This window comes from Stenotrophomonas sp. NA06056 (assembly GCF_013364355.1).
GTDB lineage: Bacteria > Pseudomonadota > Gammaproteobacteria > Xanthomonadales > Xanthomonadaceae > Stenotrophomonas.
Genome location: NZ_CP054931.1, coordinates 2,761,636 through 2,783,484 on the forward strand (window position 1 = coordinate 2,761,636; position 21,849 = coordinate 2,783,484).

General features: G+C 66.3%; 18 protein-coding genes. 9 read left to right on the forward strand and 9 right to left on the reverse strand.

Annotated features, from left to right (window positions below; translation table 11 throughout):
* Window positions 1-15: 15 nt before the first annotated feature.
* From HUT07_RS12425 to potA, 3 genes are read right to left on the reverse strand one after another with little or no spacing between them, the layout of a single operon-like run.
* The gene (locus HUT07_RS12425; RefSeq protein ID WP_176021189.1) at window positions 16-858 is read right to left on the reverse strand and encodes an ABC transporter permease subunit; all 843 of its coding nucleotides are present in this window, start codon (window positions 856-858) and stop codon (window positions 16-18) included.
* Window positions 855-1,787 (reverse strand): ABC transporter permease subunit, encoded by a 933-nt coding sequence (locus HUT07_RS12430; RefSeq protein WP_176021190.1) that lies wholly within the window; start codon window positions 1,785-1,787, stop codon window positions 855-857. The genes HUT07_RS12425 and HUT07_RS12430 overlap by 4 nt, the downstream gene beginning before the upstream one ends.
* Entirely contained in the window at window positions 1,784-2,920 is a 1,137-nt protein-coding gene (gene potA / locus HUT07_RS12435) for a polyamine ABC transporter ATP-binding protein (protein ID WP_089239975.1), read from the reverse strand. The genes HUT07_RS12430 and potA overlap by 4 nt, the downstream gene beginning before the upstream one ends.
* 271 nt (window positions 2,921-3,191) lie before the next feature.
* On the opposite strand from potA, the gene HUT07_RS12440 reads away from it, so the two are divergent.
* The gene (locus HUT07_RS12440; RefSeq protein WP_176022547.1) at window positions 3,192-4,595 is read left to right on the forward strand and encodes an NAD(P)/FAD-dependent oxidoreductase; all 1,404 of its coding nucleotides are present in this window, start codon (window positions 3,192-3,194) and stop codon (window positions 4,593-4,595) included.
* Window positions 4,596-4,633: 38 nt separating this feature from the next.
* Here the strand turns inward: HUT07_RS12440 and HUT07_RS12445 are convergent, their stop codons facing one another.
* From HUT07_RS12445 to HUT07_RS12455, 3 genes are all read right to left on the reverse strand, one after another.
* A complete protein-coding gene (locus HUT07_RS12445) occupies window positions 4,634-5,743 on the reverse strand; it encodes a polyamine ABC transporter substrate-binding protein (RefSeq protein WP_176021191.1) in 1,110 nt (369 codons plus the stop codon).
* 100 nt (window positions 5,744-5,843) lie between these two features.
* Window positions 5,844-7,238: a glutamine synthetase family protein gene (locus tag HUT07_RS12450; RefSeq protein ID WP_025875326.1), complete on the reverse strand. Its 1,395-nt coding sequence runs from the start codon at window positions 7,236-7,238 to the stop codon at window positions 5,844-5,846.
* Window positions 7,235-7,996 (reverse strand): gamma-glutamyl-gamma-aminobutyrate hydrolase family protein, encoded by a 762-nt coding sequence (locus HUT07_RS12455; RefSeq protein ID WP_176021192.1) that lies wholly within the window; start codon window positions 7,994-7,996, stop codon window positions 7,235-7,237. Before HUT07_RS12455 ends, HUT07_RS12450 begins: the two co-directional genes overlap by 4 nt.
* A 218-nt stretch (window positions 7,997-8,214) precedes the next feature.
* Here HUT07_RS12455 and HUT07_RS12460 point away from each other — a divergent pair, with 218 nt between their 5' ends.
* Window positions 8,215-9,435, forward strand: a complete 1,221-nt coding sequence (locus HUT07_RS12460; RefSeq protein ID WP_254898934.1) for an FAD-binding oxidoreductase — start codon at window positions 8,215-8,217, stop codon at window positions 9,433-9,435.
* Window positions 9,436-9,648: 213 nt separating this feature from the next.
* Window positions 9,649-11,259 (forward strand): MASE1 domain-containing protein, encoded by a 1,611-nt coding sequence (locus HUT07_RS12465; protein ID WP_254898859.1) that lies wholly within the window; start codon window positions 9,649-9,651, stop codon window positions 11,257-11,259.
* Window positions 11,260-11,373: 114 nt separating this feature from the next.
* Here HUT07_RS12465 and HUT07_RS12470 read toward each other — a convergent pair whose 3' ends face one another.
* The gene (locus HUT07_RS12470; protein WP_254898860.1) at window positions 11,374-11,760 is read right to left on the reverse strand and encodes a hypothetical protein; all 387 of its coding nucleotides are present in this window, start codon (window positions 11,758-11,760) and stop codon (window positions 11,374-11,376) included.
* Window positions 11,761-11,962: 202 nt separating this feature from the next.
* On the opposite strand from HUT07_RS12470, the gene HUT07_RS12475 reads away from it, so the two are divergent.
* Together HUT07_RS12475 and HUT07_RS12480 are read left to right on the forward strand one after the other, a co-directional pair.
* Entirely contained in the window at window positions 11,963-13,306 is a 1,344-nt protein-coding gene (locus tag HUT07_RS12475) for a diguanylate cyclase (RefSeq protein ID WP_176022548.1), read from the forward strand.
* A gap of 85 nt (window positions 13,307-13,391) precedes the next feature.
* Window positions 13,392-13,853: a bacteriohemerythrin gene (locus HUT07_RS12480; protein WP_176021196.1), complete on the forward strand. Its 462-nt coding sequence runs from the start codon at window positions 13,392-13,394 to the stop codon at window positions 13,851-13,853.
* On the opposite strand, the gene HUT07_RS12485 is transcribed toward HUT07_RS12480, so the two are convergent.
* On the reverse strand, window positions 13,854-15,134 hold the full coding sequence (locus tag HUT07_RS12485; RefSeq protein WP_140226534.1) for an MFS transporter: 1,281 nt from the start codon (window positions 15,132-15,134) through the stop codon (window positions 13,854-13,856). It lies immediately after the preceding gene.
* Between the two features lie 147 nt (window positions 15,135-15,281).
* Here HUT07_RS12485 and HUT07_RS12490 point away from each other — a divergent pair, with 147 nt between their 5' ends.
* Complete coding sequence (locus HUT07_RS12490; RefSeq protein ID WP_176021197.1) at window positions 15,282-15,923, forward strand: hypothetical protein; 642 nt, start codon at window positions 15,282-15,284, stop codon at window positions 15,921-15,923.
* 91 nt (window positions 15,924-16,014) lie between these two features.
* Here HUT07_RS12490 and HUT07_RS12495 read toward each other — a convergent pair whose 3' ends face one another.
* Window positions 16,015-17,511, reverse strand: a complete 1,497-nt coding sequence (locus HUT07_RS12495) for an aldehyde dehydrogenase (RefSeq protein ID WP_176021198.1) — start codon at window positions 17,509-17,511, stop codon at window positions 16,015-16,017.
* 202 nt (window positions 17,512-17,713) lie between these two features.
* Between HUT07_RS12495 and HUT07_RS12500 the strand changes: the two genes are divergently transcribed.
* The 3 genes from HUT07_RS12500 (at window position 17,714) to HUT07_RS12510 (ending at window position 21,419) form a co-directional block, all read left to right on the forward strand.
* Window positions 17,714-19,066, forward strand: coding sequence for an aspartate aminotransferase family protein (locus HUT07_RS12500; protein WP_176021199.1), 1,353 nt, complete (start codon window positions 17,714-17,716; stop codon window positions 19,064-19,066).
* A 63-nt stretch (window positions 19,067-19,129) separates the two neighbouring features.
* Window positions 19,130-20,014 carry a plasmid replication/partition related protein gene (locus tag HUT07_RS12505; RefSeq protein ID WP_176021200.1) on the forward strand — a complete coding sequence of 295 codons (885 nt, stop codon included), beginning with the start codon at window positions 19,130-19,132 and terminating at the stop codon, window positions 20,012-20,014.
* A 118-nt stretch (window positions 20,015-20,132) separates the two neighbouring features.
* A complete protein-coding gene (locus HUT07_RS12510) occupies window positions 20,133-21,419 on the forward strand; it encodes a DUF445 family protein (protein ID WP_176021201.1) in 1,287 nt (428 codons plus the stop codon).
* Window positions 21,420-21,849: the final 430 nt, after the last annotated feature.

A 21,849-nucleotide genomic window follows, 5' to 3' on the forward strand; every position in this document is an offset into this window, starting at 1 on the left:
CCGGATGTTGCCGGCTCAGCCGTTGTCCTGGCGTGCCAGCTGCAGGTCGCGCTGGCGTCGTTTCTCGGCGCGCGCATTGATGTACCAGCCAATCACCGCGGCGATCGACACGGCCGACACCAGCAGCGTGGCCAGCGCATTGATCTTCGGGCTGATACCCATGCGCACCGACGCGAACACCTTCATCGGCAGCGTGGTCGAGCCAGGCGTGGCGACGAAGCTGGCCACCACCACGTCGTCCAGCGACAGGGTGAACGCCAGCAGCCAACCGGCCACCAGTGCCGGCGCGATGATCGGCAGGGTGATGCGGCCAAACACGGTCAACCGGCTCGCGCCGAGATCCATCGCGGCTTCTTCCAGCGACAGGTCCATCTCCTGCAGGCGCGATGACACCACCACGGTGACGAAGCACAGGGTGAAGGTGACGTGGGCGATCCAGATGGTGGCCAGGCCACGCGCCGGGAAGCCGGGAATCGCGCCCATCGAGGCCAGCAGTGCCATCAACGAGAAGCCGAGGATCACGTCCGGCATCACCAGCGGCGCGGTCACCAGCGCACCGAAGAACGGCTTGCCGCGGAAGCGCTTGAAGCGGGTCATCACCATCGCCGCCAGGGTGCCGAGCACGGTGGCGGTACAGGCGGTCCAGAACGCGACCACCAGGCTGGTCCACATCGCATCCATCAGTGCGCGGTCGGCAAACAGGTCGCTGTAGGCGCGGGTGGAGAAGCCGGCCCAGACCATGGCCAACCGCGAGCTGTTGAACGAATAGAACATCAACAGCAGGATCGGCAGGTACAGGAAGGCGAAGCCGAGCAGCAGCACGCCCAGCCCCAGGCCCTTGGCAGCACGCGGGCTCATGCCTGCTTCCCTTCCAGCAGACGCTGCTGGGATCGGTTGAACAGCAGGATCGGCACCAGCAGCAGCAGGATCATCGCCACTGCCATCGCCGAGGCCCCCGGCCAGTTGCGGTTGTTGAAGAACTCGTTCCACAACTGGCGGCCAACCATCAGCGTTTCCGAGCCACCGAGCATTTCCGGGATCACGAATTCGCCGATCGCCGGAATCATCACCAACATGCAGCCGGCGATGATGCCCGCCTTCGACAGCGGCAGGGTGATGCGCAGGAACGCCTGCCACGGCCTGGCGCCAAGATCGTAGGCCGCTTCCAGCAGGCGGTGGTCATGCTTGACCAGGTTGGCGTACAGCGGCAGCACCATGAACGGCAGATAGCAGTACACAATGCCGATGTAGGCCGCAGTCGGGGTGTCGATCAGCTGCAGTTTCGGCAGGCCCATCGACGTCATCAGCGATTGCAGGCCGGTGAACTGCAGGAACTGGTCGAGCAGGCCGTTGCGGTCCAGGATGGCCTTCCAGGCATAGACGCGGATCAGGAACGAGGTCCACGACGGCAGCACCACCAGCATCATCGCCACATTGCGCGCGGCCGGCGACAGGCGGGCGATGGCATAGGCCATCGGGTAGCCGATCAGCAGGGTGAGGAAGGTGGAAATGGCCGCGATCTTGATCGAACTCAGGAACGCCTGGGCATAGATCGAATCACGGAACAGTGCCAGGTAGTTCTCCAGGTTCAACTTCAGCGAGAACGCGCCATCGACGTACTGCAGCAGCCAGGTGTACGGCGGCGAGCCGACCCGGCTGTGCGAGAAGCTGATCATCAGCACGATCAGGAACGGCACAGCAAAGAACAGCAGCAGCCACAGGTACGGAATGCCGATGACCGTGGCACGCGTGCCCGGCAACCAGCGCTTCAGGCCAGCCGTGCTCATGAGGTCAGCACCACGCCGTCGTTGTCGCGCCAGTGCACCCACACCTCGTCACCCCAGGTCAGGCCGTCGCTGGCCCAGCGCTGCGAGTTGGCGAAGTTGGCCAGCACCTTGGCACCGCTGGGCAGGCGCACGTGGTAGACCGAATGGCTGCCGAAGTAGGCGATGTCCTCGATCACGCCCTGCGCCTTGTTGGTGTGCCCTTCCGGCTCGTCCTTGCCGATCATCACCTTCTCCGGGCGCAGCGCGAACGCGACCGGCTGCCCTTCATAGCAGGTGATGCCGTGGGCGATGTAGACCGGCGCCGGGAACAACGGCGAGCGCACGGTCACGTATTCGGGCAGGTCCTCGTCGATCACCCCGTCGAACAGGTTGACCGAACCGATGAACTCGGCGACGAAGCGGTTTGCCGGCTGCTCGTAGACCTCGTCGGGCTTGCCGACCTGCTGGATCCAGCCAGCGTCCATCACCGCGATGCGCGTGGCCATGGTCATCGCTTCTTCCTGGTCGTGGGTGACCATCACGCAGGTCACGCCCGAGGATTCGATGATGCTGACCAGTTCCAGCTGCATCTGCGAGCGCAGCTTCTTGTCCAGCGCGCCCATCGGTTCGTCCAGCAGCAACAGCTTGGGCCCCTTGGCCAGGGACCGCGCCAGCGCCACGCGCTGCTGCTGGCCGCCGGACAGCTGGTGCGGCTTGCGCTTGCCCAGGTGGCCCATCTGCACCAGGTCAAGCATCTCGCCGACACGCTTGCCGATGGCCTCGCGGCCGAGCCCGTCCTGCTTCAGGCCGAACGCGATGTTCTGCTCCACGGTCATGTGCGGGAACAGGGCGTAGGACTGGAACATCATGTTGACCGGCCGCTGGTACGGCGGCAGCGCGTCCATCCGCTGGCCATCGACGGTGATGCTGCCCTTGGTGGGCGTCTCGAAGCCACCGAGGCAGCGCAGCAGGGTCGATTTGCCGCTGCCCGAGCCGCCCAGCAGGGCGAATATCTCGCCCTTGCGGACGTCCAGGTTGACGTCGTCGACGGCGACGAAGCCATCGAATTCCTTGCGCAGATCACGAATGGAGAGATAGCCGGGCACACCCGTCGCTTCGACGACGGCGGCTTCCGGCTGGGCTTCAACGGGCATGGGGGCTCCGGGAGCGGGCGGTGGACAGCGGCCGCCATTCTAGCGGCCGGGGGCCGAAGGGGATATGACGGCGACGGGCGGCATTGGCGGCGACCGGCCCCGAGCCCGGATCAGGTGTCGGATTCCGCCCGCAAATGGCGCGCCTGTGCCCACGGCGCGCCTCCCTGCCCCGCCTCTGGCGGCCGTCTCTGCCAAGTGCCACGGTGGCGCCCGCAATCTGCAACATTTTTCAGAACGGGAAGCGTTGATCGCCCACCGTCTCCCCGGCGCAATCTGCTGGACCGAAGCCCGCCATGGACGAACACGCGTGATACCCCCAGCTGACTGCTTCCCTCCCGCTCCTGCCGAACACCTGGGGCCGCCAGCCCATGGGCTGGACCTGGTCATCATCGGCGCCGGCCAGGCAGGGCTTTCACTCAGCGCAGCCCTGCAGGAGGCCAGCGTCGACCATCGCGTGCTGGAAGCCGAAACCGTGGGCGCCAGCTGGCGGCGACGCTGGGATTCCTTCCAGACCAATACCGCCAACGCGACGATGGCCCTGCATGGCTACGCCTATGCCGGCGCTGACCCGGAGGGATTCATGGCCGCACCGGAAGTGATCCGGCGGCTGCGCGACTACGCCGGCGAGCGGTCATTGCCGATCGATGAGGGGTGTGCGGCGCTCAGGGTCACGCGCGAAGCCCGCGGCTACACCATCGAAACCCACCAGGGGGCGATCAACGCACGCGCGGTGGTGGTTGCCACCGGTGAATACCGCCGCCCCCGGATGCCAAGGGTTCCGTTTGCGCCGCGACCGGAGCTGGCGGTGCTGCACTCCGGGAACTACCGCAATGCCCAACAGCTTGTCGACGGCGCGGTGCTGGTCATCGGCGGCGGCCAGTCCGGCGCGCAGATCGCCCAGGACCTGCGCAGCAGCGGGCGCCGCGTGTACTGGTCGTTGGCCGAGCGTCATTCGCATACGCGCCGGCTGCGTGGCAAGGACTCGATGACCTGGTGGGACATGGCCGGGCGTATCCATCAGCACGTGAGTGAATCGGCCGGGGTACTGGCCGGAGAGCCCGATGCGCTGCGCAAGGCCAGGACCGCAGAATTCCCCCTGATTTCCGGCAAGGGCGCCACGGGCAGGGGCAGCTCGATCAGCCTGCTGGCGATGCACCGCGAAGGCATCACCCTGCTGGGCCGGCTGCACAGCGTCGTCGAGGGCCTCGCCCGTTTCGCCGATGTCCGCCCGCAGCTGCGCACCGCGATCGAAGCGACGCGGGCCGAGTACGCCTATCTCGATTCACTGGCCAGCGCTTACTACGCAACCCGGCCAGAACCGCGCACGGACGACGCCCGCTACATTCCCGAGGAGGTGTACCTGCACTGGGAGCCCGCCCCTTCGCCACGCGAACTGGATCTGCAGGCGGCAGGCATCCATTCGGTGGTGCTGGCCACCGGATTCGTCGCCGAATGGCCATGGTTGGATGTGGCCGGCGTGCTCGACGAACACGGCTACCCGCTCGGCGAGTTCGGTGTCTCCCCGCAACCCGGGCTGTTCTTCATCGGCATGCACAACCTGCAGCGGATGAGCTCGTCGTTCCTGTGCAATGGCGGTCGCGATGCGCGCGACCTGTTGCCCGCCATCCTGCATCACCTTGGCCGGAGCGGCAGTACCGGCTCCGACGCAGGGTAAGGCAGCGGCCGGGCATGGCCCGGCGCTACCGGGGCCGCTCAGCGGCCGGTCTTCACCTCGGTCCACAGCCGGGTGTAGAGCTTGTCGGTCTCCGGCGTGTTGATCGAATAGGTGAACATCTTCGCGGCCACGTCGGCTGGCGGGTAGATGGTCGGGTCGGTGCGGATCGCCTCGTCCACCAGCGGGGTGGCGGTCGGTACCGGGTTGCCGTAGTGGATGAAGTTGGTGTTGGCCGCAGCTACCTTCGGTTCCAGCAGGTAGTTGATGAACGCGTAGGCCGCCTCCGGGTGCTTGGCATCCTTCGGGATGGCCAGCATGTCAAACCACTGCGGCGCACCTTCCTTGGGAATCGAGTAGGCCACGTGCACACCATTGCTGGCCTCGGCCGCACGGTCACGGGCCTGGATGATGTCGCCCGACCAGCCCACCACCAGGCAGGTACCGCCGTTGGCCAACGACCCCACGTACTGCGAGGAGTGGAAGTTCTGCACGTACGGGCGGATCGACTTCAGCAGCTCGGCCGCCTTCTGCAGGTCGGCCGGATCGCCGCTGTGCGGGTCCAGGCCGAGGTAGTGCAGCGCGATCGGAATCATGTCCGCCGGCGTGTCCAGGATGGTCACGCCGCAATCCTTCATCTTGCTGATGTTCTCCGGCTTGAACACCAGGTCCCAGCTGTTGGCGATGTCGGCGCTGCCACCGAAACGCTCCTTCAGCATGTCCACGTTGTAGCCGATGCCGGTGGTGCCGATCATGTACGGCACACCGTACTGGTTGCCCGGATCCTGGGTGGCGATGCGCTTCATCACTGCCGGGTCGAGGTTGGCAAGGTTGGGGATCTTCGACTTGTCCAGCGGCAGGAACACACCGGCCTGGATCTGCCGGCCGAAGAAGTTCAGCGTTGGCACCACCACGTCGTAGCCGCTGTTGCCGGCCAGCAGCTTGGTCTCGACCATCTCGTCACTGTCAAACACATCGTAGGTGACCTTGATCCCGCTCTGCTTCTCGAAGTTCGGGATGGTGTCTTCGGCGATGTAGTCGCTGTAGTTGTAGACGTTCAGGACCTGGCTGTCCTGTCCGCCGCCGTTGCCGCCGCTACAGGCGGAAAGCATGGCAGAGGCCAGGCCGAGCGTGAGGATACGCAGCTTCATCGGGTGCTCCAGAATGCGGAAAAATGCGGAAAGGGGGCCGGCCTGGCCGGCGACGGGTGCCAGCCTACCCCCCGGCGACGGATTTTTCTATTCGCGGCCTTCACACGTTCAGCAGCAGGAACTCCCGTTCCCACGAACTGATCACGCGGAAGAAGGTCTCGTATTCCTTGCGCTTGACCGAGGTGTAGGCACGGCAGAAGCGCTCGCCGAGCAGCGCCTGCAGCTCGCTGCACTGCTCCAGCCCGTCCAGCGCCTCACCCAGCGAACGTGGCAGGTCGTAGCCCAGCTCCTTGGCACTGCCGGTCACCGGTGCATCCGGCGCCAGGCGCTCGCGGATGCCGAGCAGGCCACAGGCCAGGGTCGCCGCCATCGCCAGGTACGGGTTGGCATCGGAACCGGCGAAGCGGCTTTCCACCCGCATGTTCTCCGGCGTGTCCAGCGGTACCCGCAGCCCGCAGGTGCGGTTGTCGAAGCCCCAGTGCACGTTGCTCGGCGAGACTTCGCCAAACACCAGGCGCCGGTAGGAATTCACGTTCGGCGCGAAAAAGGCCATGGCCATCGGCACGTACTTCTGCAGGCCGGCCAGATAGTGGGCAAACAACGGGCTGAAATCCTCACCGCCGTGCTCGCCGGTGAACACGTTCTGGCCATCGCTGATGCGCAGCAGGCTCTGGTGGATGTGCATCGCACTGCCCGGCTCGTTCTCCATCGGCTTGGCCAGGAACGTGGCATACACCCCGTGGCGCATCGCCGACTCGCGCATGGTGCGCTTGAACAGGAATACCTGGTCGGCCAGGTCCATCGCATTGGCGTGGGTAAAGTTGACCTCCAGCTGCGCCGCGCCGGATTCATGGATCAGCGTATCCACGTCCAGCTTCATCGCATCGCAGTAGTCGTACATCAGGTCGAGGATCGGGTCGAACTCGTTGACCGCGTCGATCGAGTACGACTGCCGCGCCGTTTCCGGGCGCCCCGAGCGGCCTGCCGGGGGCAGCAGCGGGAAATCCGGATCGGTGTTCTTCTGCACCAGGAAGAACTCCAGCTCGGGCGCAACCACCGGTCGCAGGCCGAGCTCGGTATAGGCATCCAGCACCCGCCGCAGCACGTTGCGCGGCGCCAGTTCGTGCGGCTCGCCGTTCTTGGTGTAGCAGTCGTGGATGACCTGCGCGGTCGGGTCGGTCGCCCACGGCACCATGCGCACGGTGTCCGGGTCGGGGCGCAGGATCATGTCCGAGTCCGACGGTGAGGTCAGGTCGTAGTAGTCGTCCGGGAATTCGCCGGTGACCGTGGTCGCGAAGATGCCCTCCGGCAGGCGCGTGCCGTAATCGTGCGAGAACTTGTCGGCCGGGATGATCTTGCCGCGCGCATTGCCGGTGATGTCCGGAACCAGACATTCGACCTCGGTGATGCGCCGCTCCTTCAGCCAGCGCAGCAGGCTGCTTTCCTGCGGGGGCGGGGGCGTGGCCGTCTTGCGCGGGCGCGTTCGCGAACTCATGGGGATTCCAGTCGATTCTGTTGGTGCTGCCGGCAAGCTTGGCCGAATGCACGGAAAATAGCGTGATAGAACGGCGTCTGCATGACACGCCACTCCGGGTGCCACTGTACGCCGAGCACGAATCGATGGCGCTGGCTGCGTGCTGCCTCAACCAGGCCATCATCGGCCCGGGCCTCGATCTGCAGGCCTTCAGCCAACCGCGCGATGCCCTGCCCGTGTACCGAGTTGACCTGTACCCGAACGTCGGCAGACCACTGTGCCAGCCAACCGCCATCGGCCAGAGTGATCGCATGGGCCGGCCCGTACTGGACCTCCACCGGCGCCTGTGGATCTTCGCGATGGTCGCCCAGGCCAGGCACCGCATGCACCTGCGGATGAAGCGTGCCGCCGAGTGCCACATTCAATTCCTGGAAACCGCGGCAGATCGCCAGCACCGGCAGATCCATCGCCAGCGCGTCGTGCAACAGCGCGAACGCCGTGGCATCGCGGGCCGGGTCGTGCGGGTTGCCCTGCCAGGAACGGCCGCCCTCGTAGTGCTGCGGCTCGATGTTGCTGATCGCCCCCGTGAGCAGCAGGCCATCCAGGCCCTGCAACCAATCCCGTACGGGCAGAGGCGGCTGCAGACTCGGCAGCACCAGCGGCGTTGCCTCGGCAGCGTCAACCAAGGCACGCACATATTTTTCCCCGGCCACCGCGAAACGATGATGGCCGAGCACGGTGCTGTCGGTGGGCAGGCCCACCCAGGGCAGGCGACGCATGGGGAAACTCCTTGGCGTGCAATCACGTTACCCGCCCGGCACCGGCAACAGCAAGCTGCTGCCGTCACACCACAGGCGCTCCGCTTGGGCCAGACTAGCGGTGTGAAGCCCGACCGCCCTGCCCCGCTGCGACGCCCTTTCCTGCATCTGCGAGGCCGCCGGTGAGTGCCGCCTTCCCGCCGAGCTGGTACGCCAGCAGCCTTCCCGAACCGCCCACGTTGCCGCCGCTGCGCGGTGAACTGCATGCCGATGTAGCGGTGCTGGGCGCCGGCTATACCGGCCTCACCGCCGCGCTGGAACTGGCCCTGCGCGGCCAGCGCGTGGTGGTACTGGAAGCGCAGCGGATCGGCTGGGGTGCCTCAGGCCGCAACGGCGGCCAGGCACTGGTCGGCTACGGCTGTGAAGTCGACGAACTGGAACGCCAGCTCGGCCGCGATGACGCACGCCATCTGTTCGACTGGTCGCGCGACGCCGTACAGACCATGCGCGCACGTATCGACCGGCATGGCATTGATTGCCATTGGGTCGAGGGCCATGCCAGCGTTGCCATCCGTGCACGCCACGAGCAGGTGCTGCGCGCCAACTGCGAGCACCTGCAGCAGCACTACGACTACCCGATGCAGTGGTGGCCGCGCGATACCCTGCGTAAGCAGCTGGACAGCCCGCGTTACCGCGCAGCGATGTTCGACCCGCTCAGCGCGCACCTGCATCCGCTGGCCTATGCACGCGGGCTGGCCGATGCCGCACGCGCGGCCGGCGTGGTCATCCACGAAGCATCGCCGGTAACACGCATTCAACGTGGCACACCTGCGGCGCTGCATACCGACCACGGCAGCGTGCGCGCGCCGCAGCTGGTGGTGGCCGGCAACGCCCTGCTGCAGGGACTGGTGCCTGAGCTGGAACGGCGCATCATGCCGGTGGGCACCTATATCGGTGCCAGCGCGCCGTTGGGTGCCGAGCGCGCCCGCGCCCTGATCGGCAACAACATGGCGGTCTCCGACACGGCTTGGGCACTGGACTACTTCCGGCTCAGCCATGACCACCGCCTGTTGTTCGGCGGCCGTGCCAGCTACTCCGCGCTGCCGCCGCCGGGCCTGCACCGGGTGATGCAGCGGCGCATGCACCAGGTGTTCCCGCAGTTGGCCGACATCCCGCTGCAGCAGGTCTGGGGCGGTTATGTGGATATCACCCGCAACCGCGCCCCGCACTGGGGCAGGTTGGATGGAAATCTGTACTTCGCTCAGGGTTTCTCTGGCCATGGCGTTGCGGCAGCTGGTCTGGCCGGTGAGGTCATCGCCGCGGCCATCGCCGGCCAGAGCGAGCGCCTGGAGGTGTTCCAACGCCTGCAGCATGCGCCCTTCCCCGGTGGACGCCTGCTGCGCATGCCACTGCTGGTGGCGGCCATGTCCTGGTACAAGCTGCGCGATGCGCTGTGGTGAAAGCGTGATCTGACACACGGATGTTCCGAAGCGCCGGCGGTTTCTGGCCCTTCTCAATGTGTGAAGATCATTCACGCAGTAGGGCGTGACGGAATTCTCATTTGATCGGCAGATCGCATCGGCAATTGCATTATCCAATTCATGCCGATACCGTCCCTCAGAACCGGGTCCCGCGGCGAATGGATGCTGACAGGGAACGTACTCGAGGGAGAAGTGCGATTGAACTGGTGGAATGAAGGCCTGCAGTTGAAGTTGCGTATCCGCCCGGCAGGGCTGGTCCTTGCACTGCTGTATGCCATTGCATGCTGGGCGTCGCGCCAGTTGTCGCTCGACCAGTTCTATCTGCCCGCCGGCGTCCGCGTCGCTGCAGTGCTGCTGCTCCCCCCCCGGTGGTGGCCGTATCTGCTGTTGGGTGAATACGCCTACTTTGCGCAGATGCGCGTGCCAATGATCGGGAAGTATGGGCTGGCCTGGATCGTGCTCGGTTCGGCACTGCTGATGCCTGCCGTGATGCTGATCGTGCATCTGCACCGGAAGATGATGGCGACCACGAAGAATGCGTGGCTGATTTCAGTCGCGGCGGCTTCGGCGCTGGTGGTCACCGCGCTCAATCTGATGCTGGCTCACCTTCTGTGGCCGACACCACCGGAGATGCCGGTGCTTGCCAGCATCGCACGCCTGGTCGTTGGCGACTTCATCGGCATTCTGACCCTGGCGCCGCTCGCGTTGCTGTGGACACGGCGGACCGGCAACGCCCGGTGGACATCAGGCTTTGCCCCGCCCGCACTCGCTGCCCTTACGGTGATGGCGATGATTGGTCTCTATGCCGCGCAGCTGCCCCTGGATGAAGTCAACGCCAAGACGTCGATGCAGCTGCTGATGGCGCTGCCGGTGGTCGTGCTTACCTGCCTGTACGGCTGGCGGGGTGCGGCGATCGGCGTGCCGTCGCTCAACCTGATCATTGGCCTGACCACACCCAGCCCCTATACGGGTGCGTTCGATCCAGCCGCCTTCGCGACCCAGCAGATCATGGCGGTCACCGGCGCGGCACTGCTGGTGCTTGGGTCGCGCATCACCCACTACTACCATCGCTCGCGTTTGGGAGAAGTGGGTGAAAGAGATGCCCTCAAGCATGCGCGCAATTCACTGGTGGCAAGCGAGCTTGATCTCCGTGAGCGCGCGCGGCACCTGAGGAAGCTGGGGGACGGCATCGATACCTCGCTCAGCGAGGTGGTGAACTGGCTCAATGCACAGGGCCATCCCACGATAGCGAACAGTCTCCTGCACATGGCTTCGGTCCATTCACGACAGTTCCGGGAACAGACCAGCATGGTCTACCCCGCAGCGCTGGAACATCTTGGACTCTACGTCGCCCTGCAGGCCGGGGGCGTACGCGAAACCTGGGAACTGAGCCATCGGGTGATGCGCCCCCGCCTGCTCGGTGATCCCTGCCAGCTCAGTGTCGGCCTGCAGCTGGCCGCCTATCGCGCCCTCACCGATGCCGTTTCACTGTTGCTCAACAGTGAATCAGGCCAGATCCGTATCCGCGTGCGTTGCGGCCAGGCAGGTGGACGCCGCGGCATCCTGATGACCGTCGCGCTGCTGGATTCATACCGCAGCCTGTCGCCGTCCACGGTCACCGCCACGGTCGAGCGCTTGGCTGGCCGGACGATTGCCTACGGCGGGACAGTGCAGTGCCGTCGGAACCGGATACGGATGGCGATGGTGGAAACAGGTGATTCCGCTGCCCTCGGCATGGCATCGTTCAACGCCATGGATCACGTGGCGGCCTTCGGGCAGGGAAGCTCGCAGACCCAGGCCTGACGGCCTGGTATCCGCCAAAAGGCCTGCCCTGCCGTACACCGTGCTTCGGCCACGCCCATCGCGGCAAACGCAGCGGCGCGGGAGATCCCGACGCCGCCGCGCACTTCACCCTCTTTACGGCGTTTCAACTGCCCAGATGACGTCGCCGCCACTGCGATAACGCACCAGCGAGAAATCACCGCCGCTGTAGATCTGCGAACGGCTGGCCCCTGCCGGTATCTGGATCTGCTGCTGGGGCAGCGAAACCCGGGCCGCATTGTTGCCTGCCGGCAACACCCAATAGGTACCGCCGGCATTGCCGATGATCAGCTGCACGTTTCCGAGCAGATCATTCACCTGCAGATAGGTGATGCCGTCACGCTGGAATCCATACAGCTGCCAGCTGGGGTCCTGGCTGAGATTGATCGCGGCGGGGCTTGCCTGCCCCAATCCAGCCGTAGCCAACGGCTTTCCATGAAAATCCGACGGACCGCCCGCGATTGCCGGGGCAGCGGCAAGCATCAGGAATCCAGTAGCCGCACCAATACATGAAAATCGCACATTGACCTCCTGGTCGAAGTTAACGTCGGGAACCTCCAGCAGATACTAACCGCTTCCCATCCAATCAATGGGCCAGGCAACGGGAATGGACGTTTTCGTCCTAAAGTTACGCCCGAAACCGCCGCTATCCGTGCCAAGACTTTCCCACATGAGCCACCGCATCATGCCCGTCCTGTCGCAGGCCGCTCTGGATGGCGACCTGACCGATCCCCTGCCTCAGCGGATCCTGCTGGTGGAAAACTCGCGCGCGTTCACCGGCATGCTGCGCGAGGCAATCGAGCAACGCCTGGAGCTGCCGGTGGTGGTGGCCAGCTCGCTGGCGGAGGCCGACCGCCTGCTCAGCGCCGAGGACGGCTGGTTCCTGGTGCTGACCGGGCTGGTACTGGCCGATGGCGACCGCGACGCGGTGGTCGAGTTCTTCCTCAAGCGCAACCTGCCTACCGTGGTGGTCAGCGGCGTGTACGACGAGGACCTGCGCAAGCGCGTGCTGCAGCAGCAGATCATCGACTACGTGCTGAAGAACACCCCCGGCAGCATCGACTACCTGGTGTGGCTGGTGCAGCGCCTGGAACGCAACCGGCGCATCGCCGCGCTGGTGGTGGACGACTCGCCGTCCGCGCGCGGCTATGCCGCCGCCCTGCTGCGCATGTATGGCCACGAGGTGTACGAAGCAGCTGATGGCACTGAAGGCCTGGCGGCGATCGAAGCACATCCGGCGATCCGCTTGGCCGTGGTCGACCAGGAAATGCCGGGCATGCAGGGCGTGGAGTTCACCCGCCGGCTGCGCACCCTGCGCTCGCGCGACAAGGTGGCGGTAATCGGCATCTCCGGCAATACCGATGCGTCGCTGATCCCGCGCTTCCTGAAGAACGGTGCCAATGATTTCCTGCGCAAACCCTTCTCGCGCGAAGAGTTCTTCTGCCGGGTCTCGCAGAACGTCGACCAACTGGAGCTGATCGGCACGCTGCAGGACCTGGCTACCCGCGATTTCCTCACCGGCCTGCCCAACCGCCGCTGCTTCCTGGAACAGAGCCAGCGCCAGTTGCCGCAGCTGCAACTGCACGGTCAATGCGTGGCGGTGGCGATGATCGACATCGACCATTTCAAGCACATCAACGACACCCACGGCCACGAAGCCGGCGACGATGCGCTGCGGGCGGTCGCCCGTGCCGTCGGTGACCACGCGCGCAGCCAGGACCTGATCGCACGTTTCGGCGGCGAGGAGTTCTGCCTGCTGGTGCCGGACATGGAACAGGACGAGGCCCTGCTCTATTTCGAGGAGCTGCGCCAGCGCATCGCTGCACTGGAAGTGGACATCGGCAGCGCCACCCTGCGCATGACGGTCAGCATCGGCCTGTGCTGCCTGCGTCCGCAGCGCGATGCGCTGCACCGGCTGATCTCCGAGGCCGATCGCCAGCTGTACCTGGCCAAGGCCGGTGGCCGCAACCGGGTCAGCTGCACCACGGTGGCCAGCCCGCTGCGCCCACGGGAGGCTGCGCTGTCATGACGGGAATGCCTTGATCCAGATCAACGCCGCCTGCGGGCAGCGCCTCTACAGTCGGCCCCGACATCAGCATGAAGGGGAGCCGGGGATGGCACTACTGGTCTGGCAGGACGATCTGAACATCGGCATCGATGTGATCGATCAGCAACACCGCCGCATCATCGAGATGCTCAACCACCTGCACGTGGCCCAGGCCAGCCTGCAGCGTGCCGCGGTGGGTGAAGTGATCGACGAGGTGGTGGACTACACCATGTCCCACTTCGCGTTCGAAGAAGAGCTGATGGAGGAAGCGGGCTATCCGTTCTGTGCCGCGCACAAGCGCGTGCATGAGGTCTTCATCAAACGGGTATCGGAGTACCGCATGCGCTTCCAGGCCGGCGAAGACATCAGCGACGAGCTGCGTACCATGCTCTCACGCTGGTTGTTCAACCACATCCGTGGCGACGACCAGGCCTATGCCGAACAGGTCAAGCAGCACTTGAACCAGTTTGCGCGCGAGCACCAGAGCGGCGGTTGGCTGGGCCGCACGCTCAAGCGTTTCTTCGGCTGATCAGCGCTGCCGGCGCTGCAACGCCAGCAGCGCGCACAGGGTGATCACCGCGGTCAGGCACAGGTAGTAGCCGACCGCGACCAGCCCGTAGCGCTCGGCCAGCCAGGTGGCCAGGTACGGCGCGGGGGCAGCACCAAGAATGCCCGCCAGGTTGAACGACAGCGAGGCTCCGGTGTAGCGCACCTCCACCGGGTAGATCTCGGCCAGGAAGGTACCGCAGGGACCGTAGGTCAGCCCCATCAGGAACAGGCCCAGGCACAGGAACGTCAGTACCAGCCATGGGCTGCCGGGCTGGAACAGCGGTGCGAACAGCACGCCGAAGCCGATGATCAGCAGACTGGCGATGGCCATCGTGCGGCGCGTGCCCCAGCGGTCACCGTAGCGTGCCGACAGCGGAATGCCGGCGGCGAAGAACAGCATCGCCACCATCTGCATCAGCAGGAACTGTTCGCGGCTGTAGCCAAGCACGGCGGTGCCGTGGCCGAGGCTGAACACCGTCATCAGGTAGAACAGCACGAAGGTGGCGAACGCCCCCAGCGTACCCAGCAGCATCGGCAGCGGATGGTCGCGCAGCACCGTCCACATCGGCAGGCGAACCGGCGCCTTGCGCTCCAGCGCGCGCTTGAAATCCGGCGTCTCGTGGATGTTCAGGCGCACCCACAGGCCCAGCCCGACCAGCAACGCGCTGGCCACGAACGGAATGCGCCAGCCCCACTGCAGGAAATCGTCCTGGCCCAGGCAGCGACCGAGCAACAGGAAGATACCCGCCGACAGCAGGAAGCCGATCGGCGCGCCGAGCTGGGGGAACATGCCGTACCAGGCGCGCTTGCCCGGCGGTGCGTTCTCGGTGGCCAGCAGCACCGCCCCACCCCATTCCCCGCCCAGCCCCAGGCCCTGGCCGAAGCGGCACAGGGCCAGCAGCGCAGGGGCCCACAGGCCGATCTGCGCATGGGTGGGCAACAAGCCAATGGCGACCGTGGACAGGCCCATGGTCAGCAGCGCGGCCACCAGGGTGGCCTTGCGGCCGATGCGGTCACCGAAGTGGCCGAACACCGCCGAGCCGACCGGGCGCGCAATGAAGGCCACCGCGAAGGTCGCCAGCGACTGCAGCAATGCAGCCTGGTCGCTGCTTTCCGGGAAGAACAGGTGAGGGAACACCAGCACCGCCGCCGTGGCGTAGATGTAGAAATCGAAGAACTCGATGGTGGTGCCGATCAGGCTGGCCAGCAGGACACGGCGGGGAGAATTCACGGGTGGCGCAGCAGCGGTGATCGTCGACATCGGCAAGGCGGGTAACGGCGGATCGACCGATTCTGCCACGCGGTGGGTGCCACACGGGGCGATGGTTTCAGCCGACACCGATGCCAACGAAATTTTTCCGGCCGTCCGCTAGCCTGCGCCACCGGTCCTTGCACGGATGCTTCGCCGATGACTGCCGTTGCGCTGCCGTGGTCTGATTCCCCGAAGCTGCCGCGCTTGGCGGCCTGGTTGGTGGTGCTGCTGGTGCATGGCGTGCTGGCGCTGTGGCTGATGGGCAGCGGCCGGATCGAACTGCGTAGCGACGACGGACCACGGATTTCGTTGCGCTGGCTGCCACCGGAACAGCCGCGGCTGATGCCCCAACAGCCCGCCATGCCCTCAACGCCGATGACGCGTCCGGCCGCATCGGTGATGCCCCGCCCTGCCCCTGCTGTACAGGCAGATACCGCCCTGCCTGCCGTGGATGAGCCGACTGCTGCGGCGCCACTGATCCTGGGTCTGCCTGCGGGCAGTATCGACGGTGGTGACGGCATCAGCGCCGCAGGTGTCGCTCCCCGCTTGATCGGTCGCCGCGAGGTGCATCCCGCGTTCGCGCCGCGCCGCAACTACTTCCGCATCCGCCGGCAGATGACCCCGGAGCAGATCGTGCACGGTGTGGCCCAGTTGCTGGGGTTGTGGCCCCCCGGATATATCGTCGACCCGTGCGAGCTCGGCAAGCAGGACATGGATTATTTCCAGAATGCCGTCGATGAAGCCGACCGGGATCTGCTGCGTGCGGCGGTGCTGCAGGTGAGCGCACGCTGCCGGTAGCCGCCACACTGTTGTAGAGCCGAGCCCATGCTCGGCTGCGTTTGGCGAAGAGCAGCCGAGCATGGGCTCGGCTCTACAGAAGAGCGCGTCGCTACAGCTGGATCCAGGTGGCCTTCATCTCGCTGTACTTGTCGAAGGCATGCAGCGATTTGTCGCGGCCGTTGCCTGACTGCTTGTAGCCACCAAACGGGGCGGTCATGTCACCACCATCCCAGCCGTTCACCCATACGCTGCCCGCTCGCAGCTGGCGCGCCACGCGATGGGCGCGACCGAGATCCCGCGTCCACAGGCCAGCGGCCAGCCCGTAGCGGCTGTCGTTGGCCAGGCGCACGGCCTCGGCCTCGTCGTCGAAACCAAGCACCGCCAGCACCGGGCCGAACACTTCCTCGCGGGCCAGCGCCTGCTCCGGCCGCACCTGGTCGAACACGGTCGGCTGCACATAGCAACCGCCCGCCTCCACCTCGGCACGCTGGCCACCCAGCAGCAGGCGCGCACCATCGGCTTCGGCGCGGGCAATGTCGGCCAATACCTTGTCCACATGCGCGGCATCGACCAAAGCCCCCATAGGTGCATCCGCCTCCAGCGGATGGCGGGGCTGCATGCGCTGGCCGTAGGCGATCACCTGGTGCACGAAGTCATCGCGGATCGAACGCTGCACCAGCAACCGCGAACCGGCCGTGCAGACCTCACCCTGGTTGAAGAAGATGCCCTGCGCTACGCCCTTGGCCGCCGCATCCAGATCCGGCGCATCGGCGAACACCACGTGCGGGCTCTTGCCACCGCATTCCAGCCAGACCCGTTTGAGGTTGGAACGACCGGCGTACTCCAGCAGCTTCGCGCCGGTCGCGGTCGAGCCGGTGAAGGCCAGCACGTCCACGTCCATGTGCAGGGCCAGCGGCTCGCCCACGCGTGAACCGTGACCGGGCAGCACGTTCAGTACGCCCTCCGGCAATCCCGCTTCGGCCGCCAATGCGGCCAGCCGCAGCGCACTCAGCGGCGAGCGCTCGGAGGGTTTGAGCACCACCGAATTTCCCATCGCCAATGCCGGCGCGATCTTCCAGCAGGCCATCAGCAGCGGAAAATTCCACGGCACGATGGCCGCAACCACGCCTGCGGCCTCGCGCGTGACCAGACCCAGCTCGTGCGGGCCGGTGGGCGCGATTTCGCCGTACAGCTTGTCCACCGCTTCGGCGGTCCAGGTCAGGCAGCGCACCACGCCGGGCAGGTCGATGCGTCGCGCATCGCGGATCGGCTTGCCCATGTCCAGCGTTTCCAGCAGGGCCAACTCGTCGGCGTGCGTCTCCACCAGCGCGGCCAGTGCCAACAGCACGCGCTTGCGATGGGCAGGGCTGGCCTGCGACCAGTGGCCTGCCTCGAACGCGCGGCGCGCCGAGGCCACCGCACGCTCCACGTCCTGCGCATCACAGTCGGACACGGCGCCCAGTACGCGTCCGTCGATCGGGCTGATGCAATCAAAGCGCGCGCCGCTGGCGGCCTCCACGTAGCGGCCATCGATGAACGCTTGTCCGGGAATCGCCACACGGCGGGACAGTGCCTGCCAGTGGCTGCGGTCGGGGAAGTGGGTCATGGGTCGCTCCAGCAATCAACGATCCTTGTTTATACCGGCGCGGCCGCGACCCCACGGTGATCGACCGGGCTGCGCGCTCGCCGGGCATGGCCCGGCGCTACCACAAGGTCGAGGCCCGAACGGTCGCGCCGGGCCATGCCTGCCGACAGATCCGTGACGCGGCTGCGCTAGAGTCGCAACCATCGGACCCGACGGAGCCGGCATGAAAACCCCTGCAAGCGACCTGCACGACCTGGCCACCCAGCGCCCCGACTCACTGGATGCGTACTGGATGCCGTTCACTGCCAACCGCCAGTACAAGGGCGCGCCGCGCATGCTGGTGCGTGCCGAGGGCATGCACTACGAGGACGTGGATGGGCGCGCCATCCTCGACGGCACCGCTGGCCTGTGGTGCTGCAATGCAGGGCACGCGCGCCGTCGCATCGTCGACGCGATCGCCGAGCAGGCCGCAACGCTCGATTACTCGCCCGCCTTCCAGATGGGTTCACCGCCGGCCTTCGCCCTGGCGCAGCGACTGGCGGCGCTGGCCCCGGCCGGGCTGAACCATGTGTTCTTCACCAGCTCGGGCTCGGAGGCAGTGGATTCGGCGATGAAGATCGTGCTGGCCCATCACCGCCTGCGTGGCGAAGGCCAGCGCACGCGGTTCATCAGCCGCGAGAAGGCCTACCACGGGGTCGGCTTCGGCGGCATGGCACTGGGTGGACTGCCCAACAACCGCCGCCAGTTCGGTCTGCAACTCGGCGGCGTGGACTACCTGCGGCACACGCTGGACCTGTCACGCAATGCCTTCAGCAAGGGCCTGCCACGCCAGGGTGCCGAGCTGGCCGACGATCTGGAACGGCTGATCGCCCTGCACGACCCATCCACCATTGCCGCTGTGTTCGTCGAACCCATCGCTGGCTCGGCCGGCGTGATCCTGCCGGCACCAGGATATCTGCAGCGCCTGCGCGAGATCTGCGACCAGCATGGCATCCTGCTGGTATTCGATGAAGTCATCACCGGCTTCGGCCGTGTCGGCATGGCGTTTGCCGCACAGCGTTTCGGGGTCACCCCGGACCTGCTGACCTTCGCCAAGGGCGCCAGCAACGGCGCGGTGCCACTGGGCGGCGTGCTGGTGGGCGACAGCGTGCATGCCAGCTTCATGCAGGGTCCGCCACAGGCCATCGAGCTGTTCCATGGCTATACCTATTCGGGCCACCCCTTGGCCTGCGCGGCGGCGCTGGCCACGCTGGACGTCTACGCCGAAGAACGCCTGTTCGAGCGCGCAATCGAGCTGGGCGAGTACTGGCAGGAGCGGTTGCATGCCCTGCAGGGGCTGCCGAACGTGATCGACATCCGCAACTTCGGCCTGGTCGGCGCGGTGGAGCTGGCGCCGCGCAAGGATGCCCCCGGCAGCCGTGGCTACGAAGTGTTCCGCCGCTGCTTCCACGACGGGCGCCTGCTGGTGCGCTGCACCGGCGACATCATCGCGCTGTCACCGCCGCTGATCGTGGACAAGGCACAGATCGACCAGATCACCGGCACCTTGGGCGAGATGATCCGGGCCACCGCCTGAGCCCGGAGCGGTGGTGGCGAGCGGGTACAATGGGCGGTTCCGCTCCTGCCCGTTGCCGTGCCCATGAACATCGTCGTCAAAGAAGAACTCAAGGCCTACATCGACCCGCTCACCGCGGACGAACACGAGGCGCTGGAGCGCAGCATCCTCGCCGAAGGCTGCCGCGATGCGCTGGTGCTGTGGGGCGAGGTGCTGGTGGATGGACACAACCGCTTCGGCATCTGCCAGAAGCATGACCTGCCGTTCAACACCGTGCAGAACACCCGCTTCCAGAGCATGGAAGACGTGCACCTGTGGATGATCGAGCAGCACCTGGGACGGCGCAGCGTCTCCGATTTCCAGCGCGGGGTACTGGCCCTGCGCAAGCGCGACATCCTGTCCGCCCGCAAGCAGGTCGAGCAGGCGCAGCTGCAGCGTGAGAGCGATGGCACCGCCGAGCCTGCCGACGAGGCCGGCGAGGACAGCCCGCCGTGGGAACCGGCGCCGAAGATCAGCCGTGCCGAACTGGCCCGCGAAGCCAAGCTGAGCACCAGCCAGGTCGGCATGATCGAGCGCATCCACGCCCAGGCCGCGGCCGAGGTGGTGGAAGCGGTGAAGGCCGGCATGATCTCGATCAGCGCCGCCGCTGCCGTGGCCGACCTGCCGGAAGAAGAGCAGCGCGCGGCTGCCGCTGGCGGCAAGGATGAACTGAAGCAGGCTGCAAAGCGTGTGCGTGAGTCCAAGCGCAAGCCGCGTGCGCCGAAGCCGGAAACGGAGTCGGCGGAAATGGACTTCGAAGAAGCCAACGAGGATGAGATCGCCAGCCGTGATGCCGAAGTGCTGGCTGCGCTGGAGCAGCTGGGCGAGGATGCCCCGGCCCTGCGTCGCCGCGTGGTGAACCTGACCCGCGAGAACGATACCCTGCGCGCGCAGCTGGCCCATCTGCGCAAGCAGCTGGAAGCGCTCTGAACCCTGTGGTAGTGCCGGCCGCTGGCCGGCATCTGCAACCCACCCGCAACGTTCACGAGGTTGCCGGCCAGCGGCCGGCACTACCGGTCACTCACCGCCCTGCGGGTAGACTTCGGGCATGACGTCTGCCATCGATCCGCGTCGCGCTCAGCTGCGGCGCCTGAAAGCCCTCGCCCTTGGCCTGTTGCTGCTGATGCTGGGCGGCTTCGCGGTCAGCCATTGGCAGGGTGAGCGCGGCATCTGGGCCTGGGTCTCGGCCTTCTGCGAGGCTGCCGCCGTCGGCGCACTCGCGGACTGGTTCGCGGTGGTCGCCCTGTTCCGGCGACCGATGGGCCTGCCGATTCCGCATACGGCGATCATTCCGCGCAGCAAGGAACGCATCGGCGACAGCCTGGCCCTGTTCGTGCGCGACCAGTTCCTGGAACCGGCGGTGCTGCTGGCCAAGCTGCAGGTATTCGACCCGGCCAGCCGCCTTGGGAGCTGGCTGGCCGATCCCGCACGTTCACGGATGCTGGCCGACATGGCCCGTGGCTGGGCGCTGCAGGCGCTGGATTTCTTCGATGAAGCCGCGGTGCGGCGGCAGCTGCACAGCTTCGTGGTGCAACAGTTGCGGCAGTGGAACGCCGCGGCCACTGCCGGCGAACTGCTGGCCCTGCTGACCGCCGATGGCCGCCACCAGCGGGTGCTGGATGAAGGCCTGCAGCGCTTGGGGCGCTGGCTGGAACAGCCGGAAGTGAAGGAACGCGCTTCGCAACTGATCGTGCGCTACATCCAGCGCGAATGGCCAACGCTGTCGAGCACGGTGAACTGGATCAAGCCGATCGATGAGATCGGCGACAACCTTGCAGAACGCCTGGCCCGGGCGGTGCTGGAAGAGCTGCAGCAGGTGCTCGCCGAGCCGCAGCATCCGCTGCGCCAGGATTACGAACAGTGGCTGGGCAACTACGTGCAGCGCCTGCGCGAAGACCCGGCACTGGCCGAGCGCATCGAGCAGCTCAAGCAGGAAATGATCAACCACCCTGCTCTGCAGGAGTACGTGCAGGGCCTGTGGGCGCGCATCCAGGCCAGCCTGCGCGGCGATCTGCAGCGCGAGGATTCGGCACTGGTCGGTCACCTGCAGCGCAGCCTGGCGTCACTGGGTGACAGCCTGCAATCGGACCCGGCGTTGCGCGAGGCATTGAACCAGCACCTGCTGGAAGGCGCGCAGCGCCTCACCGGGCGCCTGCGCGAGGGCGTCACCACCCACATCGCGCAGACCGTGAAGAGCTGGGACGAGCGCCACCTGGTCGAGCAGCTGGAACTGAGCGTGGGTCGCGACCTGCAGTTCATCCGCTTCAACGGCACCCTGGTGGGCGGGTTGATCGGCCTGCTGCTGCATGCAGCGACGGTTCTGTTCCGTTTCTGAGGTGGGTTCGCGGCCGGGCTGCGCCCGGCACCCGCAGAGGCCGGAGCCAAAACCACAGCCACAGCGGGTTTCCTGCGGGGTGGCGGGGAGCTGTGGCTTTGCGGGGCCGCCGTGAACCCGTCCCTGGGGGCTTGGTCGCCGCATCCATGCGGCTCACACCCCGCAAAACCACAGCGCCCCGCCTTCGACAGTGTCCCTCGATCCCGCTGTATCCACGCCATGCGTGGAAGACCGAGGCTGTCACGCTTGCTTAACGAAATGCGAATGCCTATCATTTACTGATCGGTTGTACGCTTAGCCAAGCGGGGCACGGAAGCACGCGCCCACCCGCCCCTTCGCCCGTGTACATCCCCCGACCACTGGGTCGCCCGCAACGCGCGGGTGACGCACCGTCGATGGGAATCACGCTGGGCGACGTGCGCGGAGCGCA